This is a genomic window from Streptomyces sp. HPF1205, assembly GCF_020400825.1.
GTDB lineage: Bacteria > Actinomycetota > Actinomycetes > Streptomycetales > Streptomycetaceae > Actinacidiphila.
Map to the genome: position 1 here is coordinate 146910 of NZ_JAINVH010000009.1, position 16256 is coordinate 163165.

Consider the following 16256-nt stretch of genomic DNA (forward strand, 5'->3'; position numbering starts at 1 on the left):
ACCTCCAGCCACAGGAGGCCCGGGACAGGGCCGGACCCCGGTTTGTCGTCAGGACTCCGAAGGGCGTGGAGCAACCTGGTCGACCCATTCCTGAGGAATGAGCTTCTCGCCGTGGCGCCAGTTGTGCACCACGGACTCCTGGAACCAGTCCTCGGCGAGATTGGCGTGGTCGCAGATGATCACCTGCAGATGTGGGGCAAGCTCGTGCACGACGTCGTAGATGAGCCGGAACAGTCGGCTTACCGCTTCGCGGTCGGTGTCGCTGCGCGGTTCGCCAGAGCGCTGGTCGACCTCGGAGCGGTACCAGACCTGGGTGGGCTGGTCGAGCATCAAGATACGGGGAACGGGTCGATGCTGGCGGACGAAGTAGCGGTGAAGGGCGAGGTGGGCGACGAGGTGGTAGCCGACCCAGTTCTCGCCGCTGCCGATGCGGAAGAGCGGAGCGGGACCCTGTTCAGTGTCGGCGACGACGGTCAGGCGGCTTAGGTCCAGGCGCACGCTGCTTCCGCCGTGCTCGAGTTCGAGGTGGTTCGCCCAGGCGGTCATGTCCTGGCTGACGGCCACCAGCCGGGAGGTCACCTGCTCGCGCTCCTCCGCCGGGTCGAGTTCCGCCTCCAAGACGGACACTCGTTGTTGTGCGAACTCCAAGAGCTGCCGCAGTCGTTGAAGCTCTGCGTCGGAGGCGGCCGGCAGGGATGCGAGCGTGGCGTGGATACGCCCGCGGGTGAAGTTGCGGGCCGCGTCCTGGGGCATCTGGTCGGCTGCGGAGGTCGCCGCAGTGATCTGCCGCAGGGCCGCCTCGACGGTGCGCAGCTGGGCGCGGAGCTCGTCGGCTCGCTCGTCCAGGGCGGTCAGTGCTGTGCGGCGGGCAGGGCGGGCCGACTCGATGCCGGTCAGCTGCTCGCTCAGCCGACGTAAGTGCCGGTCCAGGTCGGCGACCGAAGGATCGGGGTTGTCCATCGTGTTGCCGCACAGTGCGCAGGCCGTGAGCGGGCTGGTGCCGTCGGGATCGAGGCCCAGCAGGTGCAGGCTGGTTAGCCTGGCTCTCTGGGTGTGCACGGCGCCTTCGAAGCCGACCTCGGTCGATTCCTGCTGGAGCAGGATCTCCCGCTCGGCCGCGACGCTGCGCAGCTGATTGCGCAGGTTGTCGCGGGTCTGCAGCAGCTGTTCCGTGCGCGATGCGCTCTCCCGGTCGGTGGTGGGGGCAAGGTCGGAGGCCGCCGGCGCGACGGCGGCCTGCAGAGCGGCGACGGCGGTGCCCCGTTCGGGCTCTTCGAGCGTTGCCACCATGCCGAGGGCGTACGCCTCCTGCCACAGTGCCGACAGAGTCGCTCCGGCAAGCTGGGCGGCCTCCTGCGCCCTGCGGAAGGCAGTCTCGGCGGTCTTCAAATCGCGTCTCGCTGCCGAGAGTTGGGCGCGTCGGAGGGCCTGGTCACGCGGGACGGCGCCGAGGAAGTAGGGGATGGTGTCCTTAAGGGTCTGGGCCATGCCGGGCTCACCCTGCCGGTGGAACAGCAGGGTCTGGTTGGCGATCTCGCTCTGTCGCTGCAGGCACAGCAACGCGGCGTGACCCAGGTGGGCCTCGACACTGTTGCGGGCGGATCCGGGCGGCGGCTCGTGGAGATTCTCCTCGATGCCGATCCTGCGCCCCAGTTGCTCGCGGACCGCGTTGGAGTCCACGTCGGCTTCCAGCTCCGCAGCCTCCAAAGGCTGCAGGTCCTGGCCGAACCGCAGCATGGCGCGCTGTGTCGAGCTCTTGCCCGGCAATGGGGCGGGGCGGGCCACGAAGGCCCGGCCGGCGCCGAGATCGAGCAGCGCCGCGTACCAGGTGACGGTCTGGGTGATCGGTCCGATCGGCATCTGGAGGCTGTCGCGCCCCAGGCAGTACTCCAGGATGTCCAGCAGTGCGCTCTTTCCGGTTTTGGACTCGCCGGTGACGACGTTCAGCGCGCCGGGCTTGAACTCCAGGATCCGCCGGTCACCGGAGTTGTTGTAAAGGGCGATAGCGAGCAGTTGCACCGGATCAGGGTGCCACGCCGAGCAGTGCAAGCACAGTTGCCGGACTGTCGGTCTTTGCCAGCCATCGGCCGACAAGGTTGGCTTTCCGCAGGATCTCGTTGAGTTGGGCGGGTGGGCGCATTCCGCGGGGCCGCTTGCGGGCGACGGCGAAGAGGCGGTCCTGCTCGATGCTGAGCACTTCGTGGGCCAATCCAAAGCGAAGGCCTGCCCGGACTGGTTCGACGAGGCCAACCGCGCGCTGCGGAAGTCCGGCGCGCGGCACCGGGTTGCGAGATACCCACGTGGCCAGGTGTGTCGCTGTGGAGGCTGGCAGGGCTTCGCGGGTGCCGCGGTGCAGCACCATAGGGGCGACAACGAACGACAGCACAAAGGGAACACCCTGGCCGGTCTCCTTGGAGTGTCCCTCGGCGGCAGTGGCCAGTAGCGCGGCGATCAGTGCCGGATTGAGCATCGCTGCGACCACGGAAGGCTGCTCGCTCCATCCCGTCATTTCCGCCTCCCCCCGGTCCCTCGCACACCCGGCTCAGGCGTGCACGTGCAGCAGTTGATTGATGCGGTCCTCGAAGTCAGCATGCCAGCCGACCCTGCCGGAGTCAGCCAGTGCATGGCGGTGACCGCGGGCGAAGAAGGGATCGTTGTAGCGGGAGCGGACGGTGATGCCCGTCTGCCCCAGCAAGGTGCGTAGCAGGCTCCGACCGGCTGCCTGCTTGGCCTTTTCATCGGCGCCCTCGTCGAGCCCTTCCGTCATCCACTCGAACTCACGCTCCCACTCGTCGACCAGCTCGGCCTCGAATCGCTCGAGTTCCGCGATACCGATGAGATCCTCATCCACCCACTGCACGGCCTGGGCGTAGGCCCGGTAGTAGTCGACAATCGCCTTCTGCAGGTTTCTGGGCGGGTAGGCCACCCACTCCATCTGCTGCACGAACGGACGGGTGCGGTGCTGCTCGCTGATCTCGGCCTCGTCCACATCCGCCAGGTGCACCAGGGTGGGCAGGTTCTCGCTGGTGAACTGGTCTCGGATCTCGGCGATGGCGGCCTGGGCCGAGCCAACGTCCAAACTGGCCAGGCGACCCTGCAGCAGAGCCAGCGCCTGCCCGTCCCACCACTTCCACACCATGGCCATGAACAGTTCCTCGTGGCCGGGGGGCAGCGTCCACTGCAGCGCCGTCCGGGCTGCCGCGTGTACATCCTCGGCGTGCGGGGAGCCGTCAGCTACGCGCATACGATGCACGAAGGTGCGCCGTGCCGAAGCCTCGAGCGCGAGGAACTGCTGCCGTGTCTTACGCGTGTCGTCCGCGCCCTCTTCAGCGGCCACAGACTCGAGAATCGCGAGGGCGGACGCCTCGTTCCGGTCGTCGGCGCGCAGGAGGGCCATGGCGCTTCCCGGCGCCGCGGTCTGTGTGGTGACCAGGACCAAGGACGGCCCGCTGATGTCAGTTGGTGAAGAGTGATCCATCCACACCTGGATGGTTTTCCACACGTCCATCGCCCGGTCGGTCAGGCGCCGAGTGTTTCCCTGGTGGTGCTTGATCTGCAGCAGCTCGGTGGGCGTTCCTGAGGCATCCCAGGCGATGTCGTCGTACATCTCTAGGGTGAGGGACGAGTCCGGACGCTCAGGGCCCGAGCGAAGCAGTTCCACCAGCGCCCACCACGTTTGGTGCTGGTAGCCGACCGCGCTGTGAGCGGCGTCATGCGATCCCTGGGCCATGCTCCTGAGTGTCCAACAGCACAAAGCACGGAGTCCAGACGACAAACTGGATATCCAGGTAGTGTTCGACCTGTTCGAGCTGGAAAGTTGATCATTGCGACGGTGGGGGCCCAGCGGCTCGGCGAAGCGGCAGCACATAAGACTGGGTCGGCCCTCGAAGAATTCTTCTCAGGCGACACGGCAGGGCGGCTTCTGCCGAACCGAGGCATCGCCCTCCTGCAACTGCGCCGTCGGGGCTACACGCTCAGCGCGGTAGCTTGGCAGCGCGCCCGGGGTGGGCGGTCCGGGTGCCGTCCGGCCAGGCCGGGCGGGCCGGCCCGGATGAGCCGTGCGGCCAAGGGGACACTGTCCGGACAGGTCAGGCGACGGGGCAGGCCTGGTCGGTGTGCTCGCCGCCGTGCTCCTGGATGAGCGCCCGCACGTCGGCTGTGGGTACCTCGTAGAACGGGCGGCCCTCCTCCTGGCCGCTGTCGCCGGAGGTCAGCCAAAGCTCCACGTGGTCCTCGATCTGCCAGCCGTCGCCGTCGGGGCGTCCAGACCGGGCCACAAATACACCTCGTCGACGCCATGCGGGCAGCCGGCCCGGGTGGGGTCCATGGAGGGTGGTCTCTTCGCGAAGTCGTGGGCTGGGTTTCAGCGGGCGGCGGCGACGGCTGTGGTGTAGGCGGTGCCGAGCTGGTTGACGAACGCGGCCGCGGCTTCCTGGCGGTGGCGGTGGATGCGGGCCTGGTCGATTCCGGGGGCGTGGACGGTGAAGCCGCAGGCGCACTGCCCGTCGGGGCCGGCGGTGTGCGCTTGGGCGAGCAAACCGAGCCGGGCGGTGAGGGTTAGCCGGACCGGCGCGGCGTCGTCGGCGGTGACCAGGGCGCGGGCCCGCAGGCGGGCGGTGTCCAGCGCCGGGATTTCGTACAGACCGACCGCGATGATGCGGCGCTTGTCGCGCAGTTCGTAGTGGGCGCTGGCGCGGGAGTTGATGACGCCGAGGTGCCGGACGGTGTCCTCGGTGAGGATGCCGACCGGAATGTGGGGGGTGAGGGTGATCGAGCGCAGGACAGTCCGGCCGCCCATGCCGGCGCGGGTCCAGGTGATGACCGCGCCGCCTGCCTCGGTGGCCTCGATGGCGTAGCCCTGGCGGGCGGCCCGGCGCAGGAGGAACAGTGCGTGCGCTTCGCTGGCGGTGCCGGTGCTCTCTCCGCTGGCGTGGGTGACGGTCTCTCGGAACATGCCGTGGTCCTTCCGGTGGGGCCCGGCCGGAGTTCCGGGCCGGTGATTGTGCGGGGTTGGTGGTGTGCCCCTGACCAAAGTCAGCCGTTTTACCTTTCTTAGCCAAATTAATTTGGCTAAACAGTTCCGGCTCAGGCGGTCAGTGTGACGATGTGGGCCGCGATGCGGTGCTTGCAGTCGTAGGCGGCCCGCAGGCCGGCCGGGCAGGTGCAGGCGGCTGGGGCCGTCTTGTAGGTGGTGGTGCCGTCGCTGCTGACGGCGAGGAAGACGCTGTTCTTGCTGCTCTTGCGCAAGGGGATCAGGCCGCCCTGCTCCAGCAGTTCGATCGCCTTCTCCACCAAGTGTGGCTTGTACTGGCCGATCTCGGGTCGTCGCCCGGCGCGCCGGACCTTGGCCCGGCACTTCGGTCCGTACCCGTCGGGGCTGGGCTTGCGGAGCCGCCGCCTGCACTTGGTGCACCGGGTCTCGGGGGTGGTGGCCATGGCAACTCCCTTGTTTTTGAGTGGTTTGTCATATTTCAGTCATTGACCAAATGATGTTGGATTACTCATCTGCACTTGTGAACTTGGCTAAAGTGATCGTCAAATTGCCCGGTAGGAACACCGTGCCCCGCCCGGACCGGAGGGCGGGGGCGCGGGGAGCTATGGGGCCTGCTCCGGGCGCGGTCAGGCGGGCAGGCAGGGGATGCGGCGCTCAACGGTCACCGTGTCCCACAAGGCCGGCCCGAGTGCGAGGCTGATCGTCCACGGCTCGCGGTAGGTGCACCGCCGGTCAGCGTCGGTCACGCCGAGTACGTCGGCCCACCAGGTGGCCTCGTCCCGGTCCGTGCGCACCCCGGTGTCGCGCACGTGCAGGCGGACGCCGAAGGCGTGCAGGAAGTCCCCGGGGGTGACGAGGGCCCGCGGGATCTCCATCGCCAGAACCCGGCTTGGGCCGCTCATGATCTCCTCGACCGTGTCTGGGTCGGCCTTGACCAGGTACCTCAAAGCCTCGCTGAGGCCGATAACCGCCTCGGTCCACGCCGCATTGTCCGGGTCCGGGCGGGTGCAGATGCGGGTGGCCGCCCGCCGTACGGCCGTTCGTGCTTCGGCGATGCGGGAGGCGTCGACCTTCCCGCAGTGGTCCAGGCGCCACGCTGTGCCGTCCGTCATGAACGCCCAGGCGAAGCCGTCGGGGTCGCCGGCGCACACCGGGTGGCCGGTGAGGGCCTGCTTGATGCAGGCGACGGTGCGCACGCGGTCATCGCCGCACACGGCCCGGTCGCCGCCGGTCAGGGGCGCGGCAGCAGCGCGGGCGAGTGGCTCCGGGTGTGCGGTCGTGGTGTCCGTCATGGCCAGCTCCGTTGCTTGGATGGTGAATTGTCCTACATCATGCATCCCCGTCCAGCCACTGGCCAATCACCATTGGATAAGAAATATGCAGGTCAATGGCAGTGTGAGATGATCTGAACTGCGTCGGCCTCGTTTCCCCAAAGCTTGTTGTGGAACACTCGGAGGTATGGCCGACAACAACACCCCCCGCGTCTACAAGCCCAGCGAGAACCTGCTCAGCCATCGGGCCGCCTGGCGTGCCCGGCTTGCCGAGGCGGACAAAGCGCGCGAGGCGTTGGAGAGGGCCGTCGCGGACGAGTTGACCGGCGACCTGGAGCTGACCAACCGCGAGGTCGCCCCGCACCTGGGGTGGAGCGAGGAGCAGATCCGGCTCATCGCCCGCAAGTACGGGGTCCCGCGGCGCCGCAAGCGCCCCGAAGACCACAAGATCATCGAGAAGAACGGGCAACCTGCCCAGGTCGTGGTGCCGTACGACTGGTACAAGGAGCACGGCGGCGAGGGGGCCTGAGCCGCTGCTCAGCGGGCCTGTTTCCGTCCGGCCTCCGCCTGGACACGGGCGATGTCCACGCGCGCCATGGCGATGACGGTGACGCCGGCCCAGCGCAACTGGACGCTCCTGCCCGGCCGCCGCGGCGGCGCCTGAACCACCAGATGGCGAACGTCAGGGCGGTCAGTACTGCGAGCGTCACGAGGCGTTCCTCTTCTTCGGGTTCTGGACGCGGGCGCGTGTCCGGCGCACCGTCTCGGCCAGGTTGTTGTGGTGGCCGTGGACGGCGGCGACGCGCTCGGTCAGCTCGGCGTTGGAGATGCCGGGGTCCTGCTGCAGGACGTCGCGGACCGTTGCCGCGATCGGCAGGGATGTCGGTGCCGCCTCCCCGGCGCCGTGCCCGGAGGTGCCCGGGCCGTCCGGGACAGCTCGATGGTTCGCGTTCGGGGCAAGCACGGACACCGGCGGGACGACCGGGGGCGTGGGGACGCGGACCGGCCCGGACACCGTCCGGACAGGCTCCGGGTCGGCTGTGTCCGCACCGTCCGCGCCGGGAAGGCCGCGCTGCTGCGCGGCACCGTCGAGGATCGCGGTCACGGCCTCGAGTTCCTGGCCCCCGACCGCACGCTGGTAGGCCGCGCGTCGATTGAGGCGCAGCAGCCTGCGACCCAGCAGTTCCCGCCCGGCCAGCTCCTGCTCCCGCTCGGTGACCCAGTGGGCGACACCGGCGTCCAGCGGCACCGCGTGGTAACCGACTAGCAGGGCCCACAAGCCCTTCGACAGCAGGTCAATGCACGCGCCGACACCGCCAGCGACGGGCTGGCCGAGGGTGTAGCCGTAGGCGGCGATGGCGGCCATGCTCAGCGCGAGCGCGACCCAGCCGCTGACCTGGGCCGGCCGCGCCCGCTTCGGGCTGACCCGGTTCAGCCACTCGATACCGAGGCAGGCCATCCACGCGGACGTGAAGACCGCGCCCATGGCGTAGGCGACCGGGGCGGGGACCATACGGGAGAGCAACCCGCCGACGCTGGCGGTGGTGCCTGCTACGGCGATGACCGTCACGGTGATCGCGAGCGCGGTGACGCCGCGCAGGATCAGCTCGTCCCACTCCCGGGGTGGCACCGGCTCACACCTCTCATACGGCACGCTCCGCGTAGAGGGCTTCCCGTCGATAACGGTGGTCACCTCACGGGTGCGGATCACCCTGCGATACCGCACGCCCGGGATGCGGGTCTCCTGCGTGCCCTGATCCATGGTCGTTGCCCTTTCTGTGATGGCGATGCAGGTGGAGGCCGGGCCCGCTCCCCTGGAGCAGCGGGCCCGGCCGGTGTGCCGCCGGCTGCCTCAGGAGCGCCTGGGGCCGCGGATGTCCCGGACCACATCGTCGGGGCGTTCCCACGCCTGGCCTGCGGTGGCGGCCTTGGGGATGCCGTGGGCGCGGTGGCGTTCACGCCGCCTGCGGGCCGCTTCGGCGCTCGCGGACTCACGGCCCGCGTACGCGATGGCGGCGAGCTTGCGGTCGTTGCCGGGAAGCAGCCAGTCGAAGGCGCCCACGTCAGCACTCCCGCTTCTCGCCTCGGGCGGCTTCGAGAGCCTTCTGGGCCCGGTAGTCCGTCTGTGCGCGCTCGTGCAGCTCCTCGACGGTGGCGTTCGCGTCGTCCGCGACCGGTGTCGGCTCAGCCACGGTGGCGGCTTCGGCCTGGACGGCTGCGCCGCCGTGCTGTCGCGCGGTGGCGTCCGCCGCGCGCGTGGCCTGCGGGTCTCGCTGGGGGGCGGAGGCCGCGTAGTCCTTGCGGGCCTGTTCGTGGAGGTCGGCGGCACTCATCCCCCCTCACCGCCGTTGTCGACCCAGGCACCGCACTCGCCGCAGACGAACTGCTGCCCTTCGCGGCGCATCGGCCGCCCGCAGCACGACGGGGCGCCCTGCTGTGGCGGGTCCTGCTGCTGCGGCGCTTGCCGGGGCCCCGGGATGATCGGGATGACCGGCTGGTTGTCGTCGTCAGTCCAGTCGTGTCCGGACGCGGTGAACTGGCGCCGCAGCCGGAGCGCATACTCGCCGCGGGTCATCTCCTCGGTCATCTCGGGCGCGGCGGCGTGCGCGGCAAGGGCCAGCGAGGTGGACCGGCCGTCGATGCTGCGCCCGCAGGCGTCGTAGGTCTCGGCGCTGATGACGACGACCAGGCTTTCGGTGTCCAGGGCCTCGGTGGGCCGGACCTCGGCGAAGTGGTCGGCGACGGCGAGAAGAATGCGGACGACGTCGTCTTCGGCGTCCGGGCAGGTGTGATCAGTAGAGTTGGGCACTGCGTCAGCTCCTGTAGTGGCAGGTCTGGCGTGGCCCCCGGTCGGCGTTTCTCAGGCCCCGACCGGGGGCCGACTTACGAGGCCAGTGGAGGTGACCTCACGACACAAACCCTAGGGCTTGTTCACGTATGAATACAAGCCCTAGGGTTTGTGTCGCGCGGTCATGCTCTCGCATCAAGGAGGGAGCGGGCATGGCGAGCGAAGCGGAGGGGGTCCCGGAGGAGGTGAGGAACCTGCGAGAAGCCATCAGGGCATTCGCTGCCATGGAGGACGATGCCGAGTGCACCGCCGCAGTCTCCGAAGCGCTGCGGCAGTGGCCTGACTGGCACGCGGAGTTGCGGGAGCTGCGGCAGTCGCGCGTGCAGGTGCTGCGGGAGAGAGACAGGAGAACGTGGCCGGAGATCGCCGCCATCATCGGCGGCGTGACTCCAGAGCGTGCCCAGCAGATCGGGAAGGGACTCCGAGGCGCGAAGCGGCCAGAGCCGGTGAACCCGCGCAAGAAACGATCGGCGGACCCGCCGCCTGCCGAGGGACCCACCAGCGGGTGACAGTTCGGTCGTTGACGCCTTTCCGTGGCCACCCGGTCACTACCGTGATCTGGTTCGCAGTGCCAGTGGCCGGAAGGGGTCCGATGAGCGTTCGTCTGTCAGGCGGTTTAGGGCCACTACGGGTGTCGATTCCGCTGTTGCCGCGCTGGCCCCGCCGGCGTGGATCGAGCGGCGGCGGTAGGGCGCTTGTGGCCCTGGTCAAGGGCATCGGGCTGCTGTACTGGTGGATGATCGTGTACTGCCTGTACTGGCCGTTGCGTCTGCTGTACTGGGAGCTGCCGCGGTGGGTGTGGCGAGAGGTGCGGCGGCGGCGTGGCGCGGCTGCACCAAGAGGTCAGGGCTCGTCCGTCTCCAATTGGCGGGCGTAGTCGGCGCGCAGGCGGTCGAGTGCCCCGGGCGGCGGTTCGACGGGATCGCGAACCAGCCGCGCGCGGTCGAGGAGCTGCACCAGCTTTCGACGGCTGACGCGCCGCCACCACCATTCGCTCACGCGGTAGGCGGCGCCGCTGACCCGGTCGCGGAGTGTCCGGGGCGGCGGGTTCAGGATGCGGGCAACGTTGCGGGCGCGGTTCTCCTCCGGGGTCGGCACGTGCTGGCGGAGGGGCATGGCGGCCCTGCTTCCTCGCCCGGGGCGGGCCGGGGGCCGCAGTATGAGGGCTGCGGCGCCCTGGCGGTCAGGCGTTCTCGATCAGCTTGTTGAGGAAGTCGGCGTTGGCGTTGACGTCGTGCCCGAGCACGACGGAGTGGTGGGGGAGTGTGGCGAGCCGTTCGGCGACGGCCTGGCGGGCCTCGGCGGTGCCTCCCCCGTCGACGCGGGCCAGCTCGAACACGTCCGGGTACCGGTCCTCCGTTGCCCCGCTCATGAAGTCGTCCGCACAGAGGGTGCGCTTGCCGTCGGCCGATGCCGGTTCGGCGCCCGACTCGATGCAGGGGAACAGCAGAGTGGCGGCCTGTCCGCCGGCGGCCATTCCCAGGTTGAACCACTTGGGGAACTGGTCGGGCCAGATCTGCGCCTTGAGTTCCCGCTTGCCCTCCCACAGCGGGGCGCGCTGCCCGCTGAGTAGGGCGTCGGTGACGCGCTGTTTCTGTGTGGGGTGCAGGACCTCGCCCGCTTCCAGCCTGGCCTTGACGGTGTCGTACCAGCCGAGCGCGTCGAGCAGGCCCAGGCCGAGCGCGGCGGCGGAAGGCCAGGGCAGGACGCACACGCCGCTGGCCAGGCTGGGGCGGACGAACACGCGGTCGTTGGCGAGGAGCTGCCAGCCGTGGCGGGCGGCCAGGGTGACGGCGGTGGTGGTCTTGCCCGCGCCCTTGGAGCCGAAGGTGAGCGCGACGCGGTCCTTTTTGACGACGGCGGAGGCGTGCAGGACGGTCCAGCCGGCGCGCAGCAGCACGCCGCGCATCGCCTCGCGGGCCAAGCGGGCGGCGGCGGTCGCCACCTGCTCGGGGTCGCAGCCGTAGATCGTCAGGCGGCCGGAGGCGGGTTCGGAGCGGTAGGCCAGCTGTTCCTCGCGGGAGACGCCCGAGATGGCGTAGTCGTCGCTGTCGCGGGCCAGGAGCATGGGTGCGCGGGCGTATTCAATCGTCGTGTGCGGGGCCGAGCTGACGGCGGCGGCCAGGTCGGCCCACTTGGTGGGGTTGACCTCGGCGACGACCAGCGGCTCGTTGCAGATCTGATCGGCAGGGAGATCCGTTGCTTCCCACCAAGGCCGGACGTAGCGGGCGCACCAGTCGGTGACGGCCCGGTCGTTGGAAGTGACGGCTACTGCCGCGTCGGCGGCAGTCAGTCGGGTGGCGTGCATGGTCAGGGGGTCCTTACGGTCGAGTGCGGGTCGGGCTGGTCGCCGCGCAGAACCTGGTAGGCGGCGCGGAGTTTGATGTACGCGGTGTCGAGCTGCCGGGCCTCGTCATCGTCCAGGTGAGGAATGCACGGCACGGGCCGTCCGGCGGTGAACCGCAATGGAATTCCGAGCCAGCCGTCCTGATACGGGGCGGACAATTCGACGGTGCCGTCTTCGACACCGAGTGCCAGGCGCAGCGCGGAAAGGACGGCACCGGCCGGGCCGGTACGGGTGCGGCCGACGCCCGCGCTGATCCGCCGGGGCCGGTTCGCGAGTTCGTCGCGTACTTGCTTTACGGGGACGTCGAGGGGGCTGCCGTGGACGGTGGTGCTGGAGGTGCACACCACGGCGGCGTCGCCGTGCTCGCCGATGACGCGGCCTTCGACAGCGTGCAGCGGCACGTCCAGCATCCGCGCCAGGGTGAGGCGGTAGCGGGCGGTGTCGAGGCTGCAGCCGATCCCGAATACCCGGGTGCAGCCGGACGTTTCGGCCACCAGTTGGCTCATGAGGTCGACCGGGTTGGTGACCATCAGCAGGGTGCCGGTGTGGCCGCGTAGCGCGGCGCCGATACCGCGTATGGCGGGCGCGTTGGCACGCGCACCGCCCATGCGCACGTCCTGGCTGAGATTGTTGGTGAAGGAGACGCGGGCGGCGACGACAACGGCCTGGCAGCCGAGCATGTCGACAGACCGTGCGGGCCGTGGGTGCACGGGCGAGCCGGTGGCGGCGCACATGTCGGCGAGGTCGGCGGCCAGGGCCGCGGCCTGCTCGCTGGTGCGCGAGGCGATGAGCAGGTCGCGACACAAGCCGGTGACGACGAGCGCGCCGGTGACGGCTTGGCCGACCGCTCCGGCGCCGATCACGCCGATGGAGTGCACGGCGGGTGAGGAGGTCATGAACCAGCAACCTCGATCCGCTCCAGAGCGCGGTCCCACACCGCGGCCGGATCAGCGTTGACGGCCAGGTCACCGCTGATGGCGTCGACCAGGGCGCACACCGTCTCGGCCCGCCCGATCAGCGCCATGGCCTGCGCGGGCAGCGGCAGCGTGGACGGTGCGGACAGGTAGGTGGTGAGGATGTTGATGGTGTCCATCAGCCACAGCGTCAGGACCTCCCGCAGCCACGTCCGCCGCGTGGACCGCTCTGTATGGCGCTCGGCGACGTCGGCGAGCCCCTGGGCGATCGAGCCGGCGATGGCGGAGCTGGGGCGGCGCGCGGCCAGGAGAAGCACGGTTCGGCTGGCCAGCTTGGCGTAGTCCGTTGCCGGGCGGGCGCGCAGCAGACCCGGGTCGAGCAGCACCGGCCGCTGGCCGGGCCCGTCGGGGAACAGCACGTGCTCCGGCTTCAAGTCGCCGTAGACGAGCGCCGGGCGGCCGGGGGTCAGCTCGGTGCCGAGGCGTTGCAGCCGCGCCACGGTGGCCCGCAGCAGATCCACCACGTCGTCCCGCTGGGCGGGCGCACACCGGTCGATGCCGAGGCGGTTGAGGTAAACGCTGCCGGTCACGCCGGTGAACTTCCGCAGGAACGTGCCGGTGATGCTCCGCTCGGAGATAGGCGCGAACGGCCGCAGTCGGTGAACGACCGAGGGGTGGCGCAAGGCGCGCAGCTCGTCCAGCGGCACCTGCAGGAGGACGGCGGCGTCGCCGGGTTGCAGCAGGAGGAGTTCGCCCAGGGACGAGCCGGCTACGGGCTCCGTGAATAGTACGCCCCGGGCGACGCCGGCCGGGGTGCACACGCGGGGGTAGCGGGCGGCGGCCAGGGCGTGCAGCTGTGCCGCTTCCCGCTCCAGCAGACCGTCGCCGCTGTCCTGGTAGACCGACTGGGCGGCCTGGACGGCGGGCCAGGTGCCGCACGCGCCGCGCAACAGCGACACCAGCGAGACGCCCAGCAGCGACACCTTCGCGTACAGGGGCCGGTCGCCGACCCGCAGCCGCTGCACGTAGCTGGTGGGGCTCGGCACCTGCTCCACCAGGTGCACAGGCTGGTGCGGCCACAGGTCGGCGGCGGCTCGATGGATGGTATCGGCGGCCTGCGCGAACACAGCATGGACGGTGGGAAGTTGTAGCGGCTCGGGTAAGGATGGAGCGGGGGCTGTGTCGGTCACTGACGCTCCTTCGAGGGTGGGCGTCCAGTTCAACAGCGCCCCGTGCTCGGCGGGCAGGGCCGGAAAAGGGTGCATTCTGCGACCGGGGGGCCGGCAGGGGGGCCAGGATGAATCCTCCGAGGAAGCGCACGAGTGGGGACAGGCGCATGATGAGTCCGGACGGCATCGGCCACCTGCTGCGGGCCTTGCGGGACGGGACCGGGCGCACCAGGCACGAGCAAGCGCGCCACTTGGAGCAGGTCAGCGGCCGGTTCGTCGACCCGGAGAACCTCAAGCGGTGGGAGACCGAGAAGCGGCTGCCGGTGCCGTTCTGGCATGAGGTGATCGCCCGCGGCTACGGGCTGACCGTGGACGAGGTACGGCGGGCCGTCGCTGCCAGCCGGCGGCACCGCACCCTCGTGTCAACATCGGTACCACTGGATGACCCAGAGGAGGTATCTCCCGTGGAGCGACGTGGATTCCTCGGTGCCTCGATCGTGGCGGCCGGAATGGCCGCCGAACCATGGGGGCGCCTCGCTGCCGCGGTCGCCGGCCTGCACGTCGACAGTGCGCTCGCCGACCAACTGGTGGACGCCACAGCGGAGTTGTTTGTCAGCGAGCACCACGTGCCCGCCCGGGTGCTGGCGCAGCGGCTCGGCACGCACCTGGAGACGCTGACCGCGCTGCTGCCCCGCTCCGGTCCGCACCGGAGGGCTCTGACGGTGGCTGCGGGTGAGACAGCCGCGCTGGCGGGGTGGGCCGCGTACGACGTCGGCGACCTGGAGACCGCCCGCAACTACTACAAGACCGCGGTGCTGGCGGGGCGAGAGGCCGGGCGCCCGCCGGTCGTCGCCCTGTCCTTGGGGTATGCCTCGTATGCGCTGCCCTCGAATTCCGCGCGCGACATGCTGGCCTCGGCGCAGCAGCATGTGCGCGGCCCCGGCTACGCGACGGCCCGCTCGTGGCTGGCCGCCCGAGAGGCCGAGGAATCCGCCGCAGTGGACGACCGCGAGGGCGCGGTGCGGGCCCTGGACCGGGCCACGACGGCGTTCGACTACGCGAACCCGAACGTCGAGCAGGCGTGGATGCGGTTCTACCAGCGCCCGCGCCTGGACTCGCTGATGGTCTCGACGTACGCGCGGCTCAGGCACCGTGACCTGGCTGCGACCGCGCAGGCCGCACTCGACCACCTCGGCGACGACGACTCGAAGGTTCGCATCGCGGTCCTCGCGGACGTGGCGACCGGCTACCTGGTGTCCGGTGACGTCGACCAGGCCGTCGACGTCGGCCGCCGGTTCGTACAGGCCGCCACGGCGACACCGACGACGATGGGCCACGAACGGCTGGCGGCCCTGGCCGGGATGCTGCCCGCCCAGCACTCGGCCGCCCGGGATCTGGCGGCCAGCGTGCAGGCGGCGCTGACCGCCTGATCAGCCCTCAGCGGCCCCGGTGGTCTGGGCGTTTACCCACGACAGGTAGTCGGCGCTGCCGTGGGTGACCGGCGTGGCGATGATCTCTGGGGTGTCGTAGTCGTGCTCGGCCTTGATGTGCGCCTCCAGAGCCGGGTACCGGTCGGAGGTGGTCTTGAACAGGATCCGCCACTCCTGCTCGGTCTGCACCGCCCCTTCCCACCGGTAGACGCTGGTGACGGGGCCGTCGATCTGCGCGCACGCGGCAACCTTCGCCTCCACCGCGCTGCGGGCGAGCGTATCCGCCTTCTCGGGGGCGTCGGTCGTGGTCAGGACGGTCAGGTACTCGGCCACTGGCGGTCTCCCTCGTTTGCGCGCTGTGCTGCGACAGTACCCATATCGCCGGCGGGTGAGCAGTCGGAGGGCCCGTGTGATCCCATCTTGGATGCTCTTGTGCGATCTAGGAGCGCGCTCAGGCATGGGTCAACTACGCTGCGCGCACACGTTGTTCAAGGGGGGCGCATGGCGACACCAGCACATCGAGGTTCGTTCACAGGGCGAATTGTCGCCGCATCCATTGCTGGCATTATCGGCCTCGTCATCCTTGTCAACCTGCTTGCCAATAGTCCGCTCGTAGGCGTCGTGGTGCTTATGCTGGTGGGCGCAGGGGCCGGCGGACTCATAGTCCGGGGCACCCGCCGTGCTGAACAACGGCGCTTGTGGGAACGTCACCAGGCGCAGGTCCGAGCGGCCCAGTCGATGGAGATTGCTCGCTATCACGCCATGGACCCGCGCCAGTTCGAGGACGCGATTGCCTATCTCTGTCGGCGTGATGGTTGCCTCGACGCCCGCCGAGTCGGAGGCGCTGGCGATCTGGGTGCCGACGTGTTGGCGACCGCACCGGACGGGAGGCGAATCGTTATCCAGTGCAAGAGGTACGGGCCCACGACGAAGGTCGGGTCGCAGGATGCGCAACGGTTCGGTGGGACCTGCTACACGGTGCACGGCGCACAGGTGGCGGTCATCGTAACCACGAGTCTGTTCACTCGACCAGCATTGGACTACGCGGTGCGGCAGGGGATTCGCTGCTTCGACGAGCGGGCTCTGGCGGGGTGGGCGAGTCGCACTGGTCCCGCCCCGTGGATGTGAGGCCCTACTGAAGAAGCGCCCCCACACGATCCTCCGGGGCTGGATGATGGCGTTCCTCCGGCGGTTCCTTGCAGTGTGATCAAGAACGCCCGATCGCCATGCGTGATCCTCGCCTGGCGGCGCCCCTGGCGCTGACCTGCTGCTACTCACCCTGGC

General features: G+C 69.8%; 21 protein-coding genes. 4 read left to right on the forward strand and 17 right to left on the reverse strand.

Translation table 11 applies throughout. From position 1 onward, the window contains the following. Positions 1-48: 48 nt before the first annotated feature. From K7G61_RS12995 to K7G61_RS13025, 7 genes are all read right to left on the reverse strand, one after another. Positions 49-2019 (reverse strand): DUF3732 domain-containing protein, encoded by a 1971-nt coding sequence (locus tag K7G61_RS12995; RefSeq protein WP_225846928.1) that lies wholly within the window; start codon positions 2017-2019, stop codon positions 49-51. A gap of 4 nt (positions 2020-2023) precedes the next feature. After that, complete coding sequence (locus K7G61_RS13000; protein WP_225846929.1) at positions 2024-2509, reverse strand: three component ABC system middle component; 486 nt, start codon at positions 2507-2509, stop codon at positions 2024-2026. A gap of 33 nt (positions 2510-2542) precedes the next feature. Further along, positions 2543-3730, reverse strand: coding sequence for an ABC-three component system protein (locus tag K7G61_RS13005; RefSeq protein WP_225846930.1), 1188 nt, complete (start codon positions 3728-3730; stop codon positions 2543-2545). 358 nt (positions 3731-4088) lie between these two features. Then, on the reverse strand, positions 4089-4277 hold the full coding sequence (locus K7G61_RS13010) for a hypothetical protein (RefSeq protein ID WP_225846931.1): 189 nt from the start codon (positions 4275-4277) through the stop codon (positions 4089-4091). Between the two features lie 86 nt (positions 4278-4363). Then, positions 4364-4954, reverse strand: coding sequence for a hypothetical protein (locus K7G61_RS13015; protein ID WP_225846932.1), 591 nt, complete (start codon positions 4952-4954; stop codon positions 4364-4366). Positions 4955-5085: 131 nt separating this feature from the next. After that, complete coding sequence (locus tag K7G61_RS13020) at positions 5086-5436, reverse strand: SWIM zinc finger family protein (RefSeq protein ID WP_225846933.1); 351 nt, start codon at positions 5434-5436, stop codon at positions 5086-5088. Positions 5437-5619: 183 nt separating this feature from the next. Beyond that, positions 5620-6285, reverse strand: coding sequence for a hypothetical protein (locus K7G61_RS13025; RefSeq protein ID WP_225846934.1), 666 nt, complete (start codon positions 6283-6285; stop codon positions 5620-5622). Positions 6286-6451: 166 nt separating this feature from the next. Here K7G61_RS13025 and K7G61_RS13030 point away from each other — a divergent pair, with 166 nt between their 5' ends. After that, positions 6452-6793 carry a hypothetical protein gene (locus K7G61_RS13030; RefSeq protein ID WP_225846935.1) on the forward strand — a complete coding sequence of 114 codons (342 nt, stop codon included), beginning with the start codon at positions 6452-6454 and terminating at the stop codon, positions 6791-6793. Positions 6794-6801: 8 nt separating this feature from the next. On the opposite strand, the gene K7G61_RS36410 is transcribed toward K7G61_RS13030, so the two are convergent. The 5 genes from K7G61_RS36410 to K7G61_RS13050 form a co-directional block, all read right to left on the reverse strand. Next, a complete protein-coding gene (locus K7G61_RS36410; RefSeq protein WP_263984291.1) occupies positions 6802-6933 on the reverse strand; it encodes a hypothetical protein in 132 nt (43 codons plus the stop codon). 37 nt (positions 6934-6970) lie between these two features. Beyond that, positions 6971-7894, reverse strand: coding sequence for a hypothetical protein (locus K7G61_RS13035; RefSeq protein ID WP_225846936.1), 924 nt, complete (start codon positions 7892-7894; stop codon positions 6971-6973). Between the two features lie 222 nt (positions 7895-8116). After that, the gene (locus K7G61_RS13040; RefSeq protein WP_225846937.1) at positions 8117-8326 is read right to left on the reverse strand and encodes a hypothetical protein; all 210 of its coding nucleotides are present in this window, start codon (positions 8324-8326) and stop codon (positions 8117-8119) included. 1 nt (position 8327) lies between these two features. Beyond that, entirely contained in the window at positions 8328-8597 is a 270-nt protein-coding gene (locus K7G61_RS13045; protein WP_225846938.1) for a hypothetical protein, read from the reverse strand. After that, positions 8594-9073, reverse strand: a complete 480-nt coding sequence (locus K7G61_RS13050; RefSeq protein WP_225846939.1) for a hypothetical protein — start codon at positions 9071-9073, stop codon at positions 8594-8596. Before K7G61_RS13050 ends, K7G61_RS13045 begins: the two co-directional genes overlap by 4 nt. Positions 9074-9264: 191 nt before the next feature. On the opposite strand from K7G61_RS13050, the gene K7G61_RS13055 reads away from it, so the two are divergent. Beyond that, positions 9265-9621, forward strand: a complete 357-nt coding sequence (locus K7G61_RS13055) for a hypothetical protein (protein WP_225846940.1) — start codon at positions 9265-9267, stop codon at positions 9619-9621. Between the two features lie 334 nt (positions 9622-9955). Here K7G61_RS13055 and K7G61_RS13060 read toward each other — a convergent pair whose 3' ends face one another. From K7G61_RS13060 to K7G61_RS13075, 4 genes are all read right to left on the reverse strand, one after another. After that, on the reverse strand, positions 9956-10228 hold the full coding sequence (locus K7G61_RS13060; RefSeq protein ID WP_225846941.1) for a hypothetical protein: 273 nt from the start codon (positions 10226-10228) through the stop codon (positions 9956-9958). Between the two features lie 67 nt (positions 10229-10295). Further along, entirely contained in the window at positions 10296-11420 is a 1125-nt protein-coding gene (locus tag K7G61_RS13065) for an isopentenyl transferase family protein (protein ID WP_225846942.1), read from the reverse strand. 2 nt (positions 11421-11422) lie between these two features. Continuing rightward, entirely contained in the window at positions 11423-12355 is a 933-nt protein-coding gene (locus K7G61_RS13070; RefSeq protein ID WP_225846943.1) for an NAD(P)-binding domain-containing protein, read from the reverse strand. Next, positions 12352-13500, reverse strand: coding sequence for a hypothetical protein (locus K7G61_RS13075; protein ID WP_225846944.1), 1149 nt, complete (start codon positions 13498-13500; stop codon positions 12352-12354). The genes K7G61_RS13070 and K7G61_RS13075 overlap by 4 nt, the downstream gene beginning before the upstream one ends. A 209-nt stretch (positions 13501-13709) precedes the next feature. Between K7G61_RS13075 and K7G61_RS13080 the strand changes: the two genes are divergently transcribed. Beyond that, on the forward strand, positions 13710-14972 hold the full coding sequence (locus K7G61_RS13080; protein ID WP_225846945.1) for a helix-turn-helix domain-containing protein: 1263 nt from the start codon (positions 13710-13712) through the stop codon (positions 14970-14972). Here K7G61_RS13080 and cutA read toward each other — a convergent pair whose 3' ends face one another. Continuing rightward, positions 14973-15305, reverse strand: a complete 333-nt coding sequence (cutA, locus tag K7G61_RS13085) for a divalent-cation tolerance protein CutA (RefSeq protein ID WP_225846946.1) — start codon at positions 15303-15305, stop codon at positions 14973-14975. Between the two features lie 168 nt (positions 15306-15473). On the opposite strand from cutA, the gene K7G61_RS13090 reads away from it, so the two are divergent. After that, positions 15474-16100, forward strand: a complete 627-nt coding sequence (locus K7G61_RS13090) for a restriction endonuclease (RefSeq protein WP_225846947.1) — start codon at positions 15474-15476, stop codon at positions 16098-16100. Positions 16101-16256: the final 156 nt, after the last annotated feature.

Bases quoted from the DNA above. Each gene is read 5' to 3' on its own strand.
- K7G61_RS13030 (WP_225846935.1), top strand. From the start codon at position 6,452: ATGGCCGACAACAACACCCCCCGCGTCTACAAGCCCAGCGAGAACCTG.
- K7G61_RS13090 (WP_225846947.1), top strand. From the start codon at position 15,474: ATGGCGACACCAGCACATCGAGGTTCGTTCACAGGGCGAATTGTCGCC.
- K7G61_RS13000 (WP_225846929.1), bottom strand. From the start codon at position 2,509: ATGACGGGATGGAGCGAGCAGCCTTCCGTGGTCGCAGCGATGCTCAAT.
- K7G61_RS13060 (WP_225846941.1), bottom strand. From the start codon at position 10,228: ATGCCCCTCCGCCAGCACGTGCCGACCCCGGAGGAGAACCGCGCCCGC.
- K7G61_RS13070 (WP_225846943.1), bottom strand. From the start codon at position 12,355: ATGACCTCCTCACCCGCCGTGCACTCCATCGGCGTGATCGGCGCCGGA.
- K7G61_RS13005 (WP_225846930.1), bottom strand. From the start codon at position 3,730: ATGGCCCAGGGATCGCATGACGCCGCTCACAGCGCGGTCGGCTACCAG.
- K7G61_RS13080 (WP_225846945.1), top strand. From the start codon at position 13,710: ATGATGAGTCCGGACGGCATCGGCCACCTGCTGCGGGCCTTGCGGGAC.
- K7G61_RS13015 (WP_225846932.1), bottom strand. From the start codon at position 4,954: ATGTTCCGAGAGACCGTCACCCACGCCAGCGGAGAGAGCACCGGCACC.
- K7G61_RS13045 (WP_225846938.1), bottom strand. From the start codon at position 8,597: ATGAGTGCCGCCGACCTCCACGAACAGGCCCGCAAGGACTACGCGGCC.
- K7G61_RS13055 (WP_225846940.1), top strand. From the start codon at position 9,265: ATGGCGAGCGAAGCGGAGGGGGTCCCGGAGGAGGTGAGGAACCTGCGA.
- K7G61_RS13065 (WP_225846942.1), bottom strand. From the start codon at position 11,420: ATGCACGCCACCCGACTGACTGCCGCCGACGCGGCAGTAGCCGTCACT.
- K7G61_RS13025 (WP_225846934.1), bottom strand. From the start codon at position 6,285: ATGACGGACACCACGACCGCACACCCGGAGCCACTCGCCCGCGCTGCT.
- K7G61_RS13020 (WP_225846933.1), bottom strand. From the start codon at position 5,436: ATGGCCACCACCCCCGAGACCCGGTGCACCAAGTGCAGGCGGCGGCTC.